Origin of the sequence: Pseudoneobacillus rhizosphaerae, from assembly GCF_917563885.1 — a bacterium.
In the GTDB taxonomy this organism is placed as follows: domain Bacteria; phylum Bacillota; class Bacilli; order Bacillales; family Cytobacillaceae; genus Pseudoneobacillus; species Pseudoneobacillus rhizosphaerae.
Genome location: NZ_CAKJTG010000005.1, coordinates 189,302 through 201,171, shown reverse-complemented (window position 1 = coordinate 201,171; position 11,870 = coordinate 189,302). Strand labels below are relative to the sequence as shown.

Annotated in this window: 10 protein-coding genes; all 10 read left to right on the top strand. The window is 38.2% G+C overall.

What is annotated here, in order from left to right; all coding sequences use genetic code 11:
* The first annotated feature begins 189 nt into the window (after positions 1 to 189).
* The 10 genes from pyrR (at position 190) to pyrE (ending at position 11,870) form a co-directional block, all read left to right on the top strand.
* Positions 190 to 732, top strand: a complete 543-nt coding sequence (gene pyrR / locus LRP83_RS05855) for a bifunctional pyr operon transcriptional regulator/uracil phosphoribosyltransferase PyrR (RefSeq protein ID WP_230495798.1) — start codon at positions 190 to 192, stop codon at positions 730 to 732.
* A 147-nt stretch (positions 733 to 879) separates the two neighbouring features.
* Positions 880 to 2,184: a solute carrier family 23 protein gene (locus LRP83_RS05850; protein ID WP_230495742.1), complete on the top strand. Its 1,305-nt coding sequence runs from the start codon at positions 880 to 882 to the stop codon at positions 2,182 to 2,184.
* Between the two features lie 179 nt (positions 2,185 to 2,363).
* On the top strand, positions 2,364 to 3,299 hold the full coding sequence (locus LRP83_RS05845; RefSeq protein ID WP_230495741.1) for an aspartate carbamoyltransferase catalytic subunit: 936 nt from the start codon (positions 2,364 to 2,366) through the stop codon (positions 3,297 to 3,299).
* Positions 3,265 to 4,542 carry a dihydroorotase gene (gene pyrC, locus LRP83_RS05840; RefSeq protein WP_230495740.1) on the top strand — a complete coding sequence of 426 codons (1,278 nt, stop codon included), beginning with the start codon at positions 3,265 to 3,267 and terminating at the stop codon, positions 4,540 to 4,542. Before LRP83_RS05845 ends, pyrC begins: the two co-directional genes overlap by 35 nt.
* A complete protein-coding gene (locus LRP83_RS05835; RefSeq protein WP_230495739.1) occupies positions 4,539 to 5,645 on the top strand; it encodes a carbamoyl phosphate synthase small subunit in 1,107 nt (368 codons plus the stop codon). Before pyrC ends, LRP83_RS05835 begins: the two co-directional genes overlap by 4 nt.
* Positions 5,624 to 8,836, top strand: a complete 3,213-nt coding sequence (gene carB, locus LRP83_RS05830) for a carbamoyl-phosphate synthase large subunit (protein WP_230495738.1) — start codon at positions 5,624 to 5,626, stop codon at positions 8,834 to 8,836. Before LRP83_RS05835 ends, carB begins: the two co-directional genes overlap by 22 nt.
* Entirely contained in the window at positions 8,833 to 9,612 is a 780-nt protein-coding gene (locus LRP83_RS05825; RefSeq protein ID WP_230495737.1) for a dihydroorotate dehydrogenase electron transfer subunit, read from the top strand. Before carB ends, LRP83_RS05825 begins: the two co-directional genes overlap by 4 nt.
* The gene (locus tag LRP83_RS05820) at positions 9,609 to 10,550 is read left to right on the top strand and encodes a dihydroorotate dehydrogenase (RefSeq protein WP_230495736.1); all 942 of its coding nucleotides are present in this window, start codon (positions 9,609 to 9,611) and stop codon (positions 10,548 to 10,550) included. The genes LRP83_RS05825 and LRP83_RS05820 overlap by 4 nt, the downstream gene beginning before the upstream one ends.
* Positions 10,522 to 11,238: an orotidine-5'-phosphate decarboxylase gene (gene pyrF, locus LRP83_RS05815; RefSeq protein WP_230495735.1), complete on the top strand. Its 717-nt coding sequence runs from the start codon at positions 10,522 to 10,524 to the stop codon at positions 11,236 to 11,238. Before LRP83_RS05820 ends, pyrF begins: the two co-directional genes overlap by 29 nt.
* Positions 11,235 to 11,870: an orotate phosphoribosyltransferase gene (gene pyrE, locus LRP83_RS05810; protein WP_230495734.1), complete on the top strand. Its 636-nt coding sequence runs from the start codon at positions 11,235 to 11,237 to the stop codon at positions 11,868 to 11,870. The genes pyrF and pyrE overlap by 4 nt, the downstream gene beginning before the upstream one ends.

Here is an 11,870-nt window from a genome sequence, read left to right as displayed (position 1 = left end):
GGAAATCTTATTTTAATATAAGTTTAGTTAAATAAGTCCTTTAAGACAGTCCCGTGAGGCTGAGAAGGAAACGGTTTGGAAGATTGGATACTTATATCTTCTATTAAAATTACTCGTTTACCCTCTCATCAATGGTGAGAGGGTTTTTTATATCCGTTTCCAATTTAGATGGAAGAAGGTGAAATTAAGATGACTCAAAAAGCAGTGGTATTAGACGAACAAGCAATCAGACGTGCACTAACAAGAGTAGCACATGAAATAATTGAAAAAAATAAAGGAATTGAAAATTGCGTTTTAGTTGGCATTAAGACAAGAGGCATATATATTGCTAAAAGGCTTGCTCAAAGAATTTCAGAAATTGAAGAAAAGGATATGCCTGTAGGTGAATTAGATATAACTTTATATAGAGACGATCTGACAAAAAAAACAAGTAATGAAGAACCTCTAGTTAAAGGCTCAGATATTCCTTACGATATATCGAATCAAAAAGTAATACTAGTAGATGATGTATTATATACAGGTAGAACTGTAAGAGCAGCAATGGATGCTCTAATGGATATTGGACGGCCATCCGCAATTCAATTAGCTGTTTTAGTTGACCGTGGACATCGCGAGTTACCAATACGTGCTGATTATGTTGGGAAAAACATCCCGACATCAAGTGATGAAAAAATAGTTGTAGCATTAATGGAAGTAGACAAAATAGAACAAGTAAGTATTTTTGAAAAATAAATAAAACACCCTTTAATTGCGGTCCTGTGAGGCTGTCAAAGGGGATAGAGATAAAAGGAATATATCCTTTTTCTGCCTTCCTACCCTCTTTGCACACTTTTGCTGCAAGAGGTTTTTTTTATAGGGTGAAATGAGGGAGAAATAAAAATGAATAAGCCAATTTTAGATGTTCATGACGTACCTAGTACATTTCAATGGTTATCTTTAAGTTTACAGCACTTATTTGCCATGTTTGGTGCAACTATCTTAGTTCCGTTTCTTGTTGATTTAAGTCCAGCAATCGCCCTAATATCAAGTGGACTTGGTACAATCGCCTTTTTAATTGTAACGAAATGGCAAGTACCAGCATACCTTGGTTCTTCCTTCGCTTTCATATCACCCGTCATTGCTGCTAAAGCAGCAGGTGGCCCAGGTGGAGCGATGATTGGTACTTTTATAGCTGGGCTTGTTTATGGAATCGTAGCACTTGTCATCTATAAAGCAGGTTACCGCTGGATTATGAATCTTCTACCCCCGATTGTAGTGGGCCCTGTCATCATTGTTATCGGTTTAGCATTATCAGGGACAGCCGTTAATATGGCGATGATCGATAAAGTTACAAAAGAATACGACTTAAAGCTTTTTTCCATCGCATTAGTTACGCTTGCAGCAACTATAATTTGCTCTATCTACTTTAAAGGAATAATGAGCCTTATCCCAATTCTGTTCGGTATCATCGTCGGTTACATATACGCACTTTTCGTAGGTGTTGTTGATTTTACACCGGTTCAAGAAGCAAAATGGTTCGAAATGCCTGATTTCCTAATACCTGGTGTAGATTATTCAGTGAAAATAACATCGGATATTATCTGGTTAATGGTGCCAGTAGCCATCGTTACCTTATCCGAACATATTGGACATCAGCTAGTCCTAAATAAAGTAGTTGGCCGTAATTATATCATTAAGCCAGGCTTGCACCGTTCGATTTTGGGTGACGGGATAGCGACAATGATTTCAGGATTGATAGGTGGCCCACCAAAGACAACTTACGGTGAAAATATCGGTGTTCTAGCCATTACAAGGGTATACAGCGTTTATGTGATTTTTGGAGCGGCTGTACTAGCAACTGTTTTTGGATTTATTGGTAAAATAACTGCATTAATTGGAACAATACCAACACCTGTAATGGGTGGTGTCTCGATTCTCCTTTTCGGAATTATTGCATCTTCGGGATTACGTATGTTAGTGGATAGTAAAATAGATTTTGGTGACAAACGCAACTTAGTCATTTCATCAGTAATCTTAGTTATCGGAATTGGTGGAGCATTCATTAAAGTATCTGGTTTTGAAATCCAAGGTATGGCCCTTGCAGCGATTATTGGGATTATTTTGAACCTGATCCTACCTGGTAGAGAGCCTGTAAAAGAAGACGTATTCGAAGAACATTCAAATCAAGCAAACCGAGTGGCGTAGAAAATAGTACCTTTTAATCAAGTCCGAGAGACTTAAAAGGGTGTTTGGATTACATGTCGGTATTGAAAAGGGTAAAAGTATGTCTGCCTTTTTCTCTAACTGTCTAAACACCCTGACCGAAATGGTTCAGGGTGTTTTATTTATTGTAGGCAATAGACAAAATAAAGGGGAGAGGCTTAATGAATCACTTGTTAACTAGCTCTGATTTATCTTGTAATGAAATCCTTACTATTTTAGAGGATGCAAAAGATTTTCAAGACAGAAAAGAATGGAAACCTGATCGTCAAATGTTTGTTGCTAACCTTTTTTTTGAACCAAGTACAAGAACAAAATGTAGCTTTGAAGTAGCTGAAAGAAAACTTGGATTATCAATCATACCATTTGAAACAAATACTTCAAGTGTAGTAAAAGGAGAAACTCTTTATGATACAGTCAAAACCTTGGAATCAATTGGTGTAAATGCTATAGTCATTCGACATGAAAAAGAAAGCTATTATGATGAATTGGTAGGAAAAATTAATATCCCCATCATAAATGGTGGTGATGGCTGCGGGCATCATCCTACTCAATCCTTACTTGATTTATTCACGATACAACAGCAATTTGGTACTTTTAAGGGCTTGAAGGTGGCTATTATTGGAGATATCAAACACAGTCGTGTTGCTCGATCTAATGCAGATACACTTATTAGACTAGGTGCTGAAGTCGTATTCTCCGGTCCAGAAAATTGGTTTGATAAAGAAGTTGTAAAGGATTGTTCATATGAACCCATTGATCACGCAGTGGCAACTTCAGATGTAGTGATGCTTTTGCGAATCCAACATGAGCGCCATGGTGATGATGGTACATTCACAGTTGAAAATTATCATCATAAATATGGGTTAACTGTTGAGAGAGAAAAAAATATGAAACCAACTAGCATAATTATGCATCCTGCACCTGTCAATCGAAATGTAGAAATTGCAGATGAACTTGTTGAATGTGAAAAATCAAGAATTTTTAAACAGATGGAAAACGGTGTCTATATCCGTATGGCTGTACTAAAAAGAGCGCTTGAAATTAAAGGAGGATGGCTGCAAAATGATCATCAAAAAAGGAAACCTATATACATATAACGGAATCGAATCATTCGATATATTAATCAGAGACGGAAAAATTGCTTCCATCGAAAAAGAAATAGTAGCTGTAAATGAAGAAATAATAGATGCAACTGGCCTTTTATTAACGCCCGGATTCATAGATTTACATGTTCACTTAAGAGAACCTGGTGGAGAAAAAAAAGAAACGATAGAAACGGGAACAAAGGCAGCAGCAAAAGGCGGTTTTACAACAATTGCTGCAATGCCAAATACAAGACCAGTACCAGACAATCCAGAAATGCTTGATTGGTTGCGAAAAAGAATAGAGGAAACAGCAAGTGTCCGTGTGTTACCTTATGCTTCGATTACAAAGAGGGAATTAGGTCAAGAATTAACAAACTTCAAAGAGTTAAAACAAGCTGGGGCATTTGCGTTTACAGATGATGGAGTGGGTGTTCAGACTGCAAGTATGATGCTTGAAGCAATGATAAATGCGGCTGAACTTAATATGACAATTGTGGCTCATTGTGAAGAAAATTCATTAATTAACAAAGGCTGTGTTCATGAAGGCAGTTTTTCAAAGACAAATAGTTTAAGAGGAATACCTTCTGTTTGTGAATCCGTTCATATAGCAAGGGATGTCTTGTTAGCTGAAGCCACTGGTTGTCATTACCATGTTTGCCACATCAGTACAAAGGAATCTGTTCGAGTGGTTCGGGATGCGAAACGAGCGGGTATTAAGGTGACAGCTGAAGTGACCCCTCATCATTTATTATTAAGCGAGGACGATATCCCTTCACTAGATGCCAATTTCAAGATGAATCCACCTTTACGAGGCGAAGATGATCGTAAAGCACTAATAGAAGGTCTCCTGGATGGAACAATTGATTTTATTGCTACAGACCATGCTCCACATACTTTAGAAGAAAAGGCGGAAGGAATGGAGCTTGCACCATTTGGAATTGTTGGATTAGAGACTGCCTTTCCGTTGCTTTATACAAATCTAGTAAAAAAAGAAATTATCACGTTAAGGCAATTAATTGACTTACTAACGATAAAGCCAGCTGAAGCCTTTAAGCTTCCATTTGGAAAACTCGAGGTTGGATCTGTAGCAGACCTTGTATTAGTAGATTTAGAAAAAACTAAATCCATTAATCCAAATGAGTTTTTATCCAAAGGAAAAAACACACCATTTACTGGCTGGGATTGTCAAGGTTGGCCGGTCCTGACGATGGTGGAAGGAAATATCGTTTGGAAACGTGAAGGAGTGGAAATATGAAACGACAATTAATCTTAGAGGATGGTACAGTTTTCATTGGGAATGGTTTTGGCAGTGAAATCAATACAGTGGGCGAGGTTGTCTTTAATACAGGGATGACCGGATACCAAGAAATCTTATCAGACCCCTCTTATTGCGGACAAATCGTTACTTTAACCTATCCTTTAGTTGGAAACTACGGCATCAATCGGGATGATTTTGAATCGATTCAGCCAGCAATTAGTGCATTTATTGTTAAGGAAGTGGCTGATTATCCTTCAAACTGGAGAAGTGATTGGAGTTTAGATGAATATTTTAAAATGAAAAATATCCCAGCAATTTCTGGAATTGATACTAGAAAATTAACTAGAATCATCCGTCAATATGGCACGCTTAAAGGGGCATTATGTGGAATTGAATCAGATGCCCAAGAAGTGATTCAAACTCTTCAACAGAATAGATTAGTAACAAATCAAGTAAAACAGGTCTCCACGAAAACAGCGTATCCAAGTCCTGGACGTGGATACAGAATTGTTCTAGTTGACTTCGGTATGAAGCATGGGATATTAAGAGAATTAAATAAAAGAGATTGCGATGTCATTGTCGTACCATATCATACAACTGCAACAGAAATTCTTCAGCTTAGACCGGATGGAATCATGTTATCTAATGGCCCTGGAGATCCAAAGGATGTCCCGGAGGCAATTGAAATGATAAACGGTGTATTAGGAAAAGTGCCATTGTTTGGAATCTGTTTAGGGCATCAGCTGTTTGCATTAGCATGTGGAGCGGATACAGACAAAATGAAATTCGGTCACCGAGGGTCAAACCATCCTGTTAAAGATTTATCCACAGGAAAAATTGCTATCACTTCTCAAAATCACGGCTTTACTGTAGAGGAATCCTCCATCGAAAATACACCATTACTTGTCACACATATTGCATTAAATGATGGAACTATTGAAGGCTTAAAACATAGGGAGTTTCCTGCCTTTACAGTTCAATATCATCCAGAGGCTTCACCTGGACCAGAAGATGCAAACGGCTTATTCGATCAATTTTTACAATTGGTGAAACATGAAAAAGAGGAAGGGGTTTCGGCATGGCAAAACGTACAGATATAAACTCTATTTTAGTCATCGGATCTGGTCCTATTATCATCGGGCAAGCAGCGGAATTTGATTATGCTGGAACACAAGCTTGTATCGCATTAAAAGAAGAAGGCTATAAAGTCATTTTAGTGAACTCCAATCCTGCGACAATTATGACCGATACAGAAATGGCCGATGTTGTTTACATAGAGCCTTTGACGCTTGATTTTGTTAACCGAATCATTCGAAAAGAACGTCCAGATGCCATTCTTGCCACATTAGGTGGGCAAACGGGACTTAATCTAGCTGTAGAGTTAGCTGAGTCTGGGATTCTAAAGGAATGTGGGGTTGAAATTCTTGGAACGAAGCTTTCAGCTATTCAGCAGGCAGAGGATCGAGAGCTATTTAAGGATTTAATGAATGAACTTGGTGAACCAGTTCCAGAAAGTGCAATTGTACATAGTATTGATGAAGCCTATGAGTTTATTAAACAAGTAGGATATCCAGTTATCGTCCGTCCAGCCTTTACACTAGGTGGAACGGGTGGAGGGATTTGTCACGATGAGGAAGATCTTAATGAAATTATTTTAAGCGGCTTAAAAAATAGTCCAGTAGGTCAGTGTTTATTAGAACGCAGTATTGCTGGTTTTAAAGAAATTGAGTATGAAGTAATGAGAGATTCAAATGATAACGCAATTGTCGTTTGTAATATGGAGAATATTGACCCTGTTGGTGTACATACAGGTGATTCGATTGTAGTGGCTCCAAGTCAAACGTTAAGTGACCGTGAATACCAGCTGTTACGTAACGTGTCCTTAAAAATTATCCGTGCCCTTAAAATTGAAGGAGGCTGTAATGTCCAGCTAGCATTGGATCCTTATAGCTTTAACTACTATATTATTGAAGTTAACCCACGTGTCAGTCGTTCATCTGCCTTAGCATCAAAGGCAACAGGTTATCCGATTGCTAAACTTGCAGCAAAAATTGCAGTTGGGCTAACACTTGATGAAATGATGAACCCTGTTACGGGAAAAACATATGCAAGCTTTGAACCAGCTTTAGATTATATTGTAACTAAAATTCCTAGATGGCCATTTGATAAATTTGAATCAGCTAATCGCTCACTCGGTACACAAATGAAAGCAACGGGTGAAGTAATGGCCATTGGAAGAACATTTGAAGAATCATTATTAAAGGCTGTACGCTCTCTAGAATCCAATACATTCCATTTAGAATTAGCAAACGCTAATCATATTGATCATCTAACTGTAGAAAAGAGGATACGTAAAGCAGGGGACGAAAGACTTTTCTATATTGCAGAAGCAATTAAAAGAGGAATTTCAATTGAAACAATTCACGATTGGAGTCAAATTGACCTCTTTTTCCTTAAAAAAATCGAAGGTATTATCCAATTTGAAAAAACGATTGAATCCTATCCCTTTGATTTTGAAATAGGGAAAATGGCAAAAGAGAAGGGCTTTTCAGATGTTACCATTGCTAAATTATGGAGCGCAAAGGCAACACAGATTTATCAATGGAGAAAAGAAAATAATATTATCCCAGTCTATAAAATGGTTGATACATGTGCAGCTGAGTTTGAGTCGGAAACAGCTTATTTTTATGGAACATATGAGGATGAAAATGAATCCATCGTATCAAATCGAAAAAGTGTATTAGTATTAGGGTCTGGTCCTATCAGGATTGGGCAAGGAATCGAATTTGATTATGCCACGGTACACTCTGTTTGGGCCATTAAAGAAGCAGGCTACGAGGCGATTATTATTAATAGTAATCCTGAAACCGTTTCGACCGATTTTAGTATCTCAGATAAACTATATTTTGAACCATTGACCATTGAAGATGTCATGCACATCATCGATTTGGAACAACCAGAAGGAGTTGTCGTGCAATTCGGAGGGCAAACCGCTATTAATCTAGCAGCAGCACTCGTAGAAAATGGAGTGAAAATTCTAGGAACAAGCTTAGAAGATTTAGACAGAGCTGAAAACCGTGACAAATTTGAACAGTCACTTGTTCGTTTGGATATTCCACAGCCATTAGGAAAAACAGCCTTATCTGTGGAGGAAGCAGTCGCAATTGCTACAGAAATTGGATATCCCGTTTTAGTCCGACCATCCTATGTACTTGGTGGTAGAGCGATGGAAATTGTCTATCAAGAAGAAGAACTATTACATTATATGAGAAATGCTGTAAAGATTAATCCAGAACATCCAGTATTAGTTGATCGCTACTTGACAGGTAAAGAAATTGAGGTAGATGCCATTTCTGATGGGGTAAACGTGTTAATCCCAGGGATCATGGAACATATTGAACGAGCTGGTGTTCACTCTGGTGATTCCATTGCTGTTTATCCACCTCAAACTTTGTCACCAGCTATCAAGCAGAAGTTGGTTGATTATACGGAACGATTAGCAAAAGGGTTAAATATTATTGGTTTACTAAATATCCAATATGTTGTTTCTCATGACGAAGTGTATGTAATCGAAGTTAACCCACGTTCTAGTCGGACAGTACCATTCTTAAGTAAGATAACAAATGTACCAATGGCAAAAATTGCAACGAAGATTATTTTAGGACAATCGTTAATTGAACAAGGATATATTCCTGGATTAGTACCTGAAAAAGCGGGAGTTTATGTAAAGGTTCCTGTCTTCTCATTTGAAAAATTACGTCGAGTGGACATTACCCTTGGACCGGAAATGAAATCGACAGGAGAGGTTATGGGGAAGGATTCTACCTTAGAGAAGGCATTGTATAAAGGCTTAATCGCTTCAAAAATGAAAATTAAGAAGTATGGTACGGTTTTGTTAACAGTAGCAGATAAGGATAAAGAAGAGGCTTTAAATCTAGCAAAACGGTTTGCAGAAATTGGATACCAACTAGTAGCAACAAGCGGGACGGCTAATTATCTGAAAACTGCAGGTGTCCATGTTGATATAGTTGGAAAAATTGGGTCTGAAGGGATAACATTGCTCGATTTCATTCGAAAAGGGAAGGTCCAATTAGTCATCAATACCTTGACGAGAGGAAAACAGCCTGAACGAGATGGCTTTAAAATTCGCAGAGAATCTGTGGAAAATGGAATACCTTGCTTAACATCCTTAGACACTGCTGATGCTATCTTAAAAGTGATTGAATCGATGACTTTTTCTACAATAGCGATGGAAGGAACAACCACTACCAAGGAGGTTCATTACGTATGATTAAACAGGAAAACTGCCTTGTTGTAGATCAGTTAGAAATTGCCGATTCTATTTATAAGCTCACCTTACAAGGTGAGCTTGTTACTGAAATGAATAATCCAGGACAATTTGTCCATATACGGGTTGGGGATGAATCTGGTCCTTTGCTAAGAAGACCCATTAGTATTTCAAGTATTGATCGTTCTAAAAAACAATTTACGCTTGTTTTTCGAAAAGAAGGTATTGGAACATCAAAATTAAAAGATAAAGTACCTGGAATGTCAGTTGACGTACTTGGACCATTAGGGAACGGTTTTCCTGTGAACGAAACAGAATCAGGAGGTACTGCATTGCTAGTAGGCGGTGGAATTGGTGTTCCACCCTTACTAGAACTTTCCAAACAATTAACAGCAAATGGAGTTAAAGTCATCCATGTTTTAGGGTTTCAATCTGGCAATGTTGTATTTGGTGAAGAAGAGTTTTCCAAGAATGGTGAAACCTATGTTGTAACGGTAGATGGAACATTCGGCTATAAGGGATATGTAACAGATGTCATTAATCAATATCAAATTGATTTCGATTCTCTTTATGCATGTGGTCCTACCCCTATGTTAAAGGCATTAGAAACTAGATTTTCAAATAAAAAGGTTTTTCTATCATTGGAAGAACGAATGGGCTGTGGGATTGGTGCTTGTTTTGCATGTGTTTGTCATACACCTGAGGACGAAACCGGCTATTCATATAAGAAAGTATGTACCGATGGACCAGTATTTAGGATCGGGGAGGTTGTGCTATGAGTTTATTAAATGTTAAATTACCTGGTTTAGATTTGAAAAATCCAATCATGCCAGCTTCTGGTTGCTTCGGATTTGGCAGAGAGTTTAGCCAGTTTTATGATTTAAGTTCTCTAGGGGCAATCATGATTAAAGCAACAACTCCCCTTCCGCGATTCGGAAATCCAACGCCCCGTGTGGCAGAAACATCAGCTGGAATGTTGAATGCCATCGGATTGCAAAATCCTGGTCTTGAAAAAGTATTAACAGAAGAACTTCCTTGGTTGAATCAATTTGATGTTCCGATTATTGCAAACGTTGCGGGGTCATCAGAGGAAGATTATATAGAAGTAGCCTCACAAATTTCCAAGGCTTCTAACGTTCACGCACTAGAATTAAATATCTCCTGTCCAAACGTCAAAACAGGTGGTATTGCTTTTGGAACAATACCTGAAGTAGCTAAACAATTGACGAAAAAAGTGAAAGAAGTTTCAAGTGTTCCGGTATATGTTAAGCTCTCACCAAATGTAACTAACATTGTGGACATGGCATTAGCTGTCGAGGATGGTGGAGCAGATGGACTTACAATGATTAATACATTAATTGGAATGAGACTAGATTTGAAAACAGGTCAGCCTATTTTGGCTAATCGTTCAGGGGGACTGTCAGGACCAGCCATTAAACCTGTTGCTATAAGGATGATATATGAAGTTAGTCAGCATGTTAACATACCCATTATTGGAATGGGGGGAATTCAAAATGCTGAGGATGTGATCGAGTATTTTTATGCTGGTGCAAGTGCGGTCGCAGTTGGGACTGCCAATTTCGTTGATCCATTTATTTGTCCGAAAATTATAGATGAATTACCTTCGTTAATAGAAAAATTAGGTTTTGATCATATATCTGAGTGTGAGGGAAGGAGCTGGAGAAAGCATGAAAGACTCACTTATCATCGCGGTTGATTTTTCAACCAAAAAGGAAGTGGAAAGCTTCCTGCAACACTTTAAGGGAGAAAAACTATTCTTAAAAGTAGGTATGGAGCTATTTTATCAGGAAGGCCCGAGGATTGTGACCTTCTTAAAGGAACAAGGGCATCAGGTTTTTCTAGATTTAAAGCTTCATGATATTCCGAATACTGTTTATCGGGCGATGAAGGGAATTGCCTCCATAGGAGTTGATTTAGTCAATGTTCATGCAGCAGGTGGACAAGAAATGATGCAAGCAGCTCGCGAGGGACTTGAAGCAGGTACGAATGTTGGAGGCAATAGACCTTATTGTGTTGCTGTAACTCAGCTAACAAGTACGACAGAAGAACAAATGATAAAAGAACAATTGATTAACACTTCTTTGGAGGATTCAGTACTACACTACGCAACTCTTTCAAAGGAAGCAGGTTTGGATGGAGTGGTATGCTCGGTGCATGAATCAGTTTACATCCACAAAAAATTAGGGTCAGAATTTCTCACCATATGTCCAGGTGTAAGGCCAGCAAATTCGGATATTCAAGATCAAAAGCGGGTGGCGACACCAACTTTTGCAGGAAGTATCGGGGTATCCGCAATTGTAATAGGTAGACCAATTACTCAAGCAACAAACCCATTTGAAAGTTACCAGCTTTTATTAAATGATTGGAGAGGTGTAAAGGCATGAAAAAGGAAATAGCAGAAAGATTATTGGGCATTGAAGCCGTTACTTTAAAACCAAACGATCCTTTTACTTGGTCCTCTGGACTTAAGTCTCCTATTTATTGTGATAATCGTTCAACGATTGGGTATCCAGAGGTTCGTAGGAAAATTGCTAATGGGCTATCAGCTTTAATTATGGAGAAATTTCCTCAAGTCGAATGTATTGCAGGCACTGCAACGGCAGGAATTCCTCATGCTGCTTGGGTTAGTGATATTCTTAATCTACCAATGAACTATGTTCGTGCAAAGGCAAAGGCACATGGAGTAGGCAAACAAATCGAAGGGCAAGCATTAAAAGGACAAAAGGTAGTAGTAGTCGAAGATTTGATATCCACTGGAGGTAGTGCAATTACAACCGTTCAAGCTTTAAGAGGGTCAGGCTGTGAGGTATTAGGGGTTGTTTCGATTTTTACATATGAGCTAGAAATAGCTAAACAAGATCTAAAAATTGAAGGAATTTCATCCTTTTCATTGACTGATTTTACTACTCTAGTAGAAGTGGCTAAAGATAAAGGGTATATCAAAAAAGAGGAACTAGAAAGCTTAATAGCTTGGAAGTGCAACCCGCAAGAATGGGGTTTAAATTTTGTAAAATAA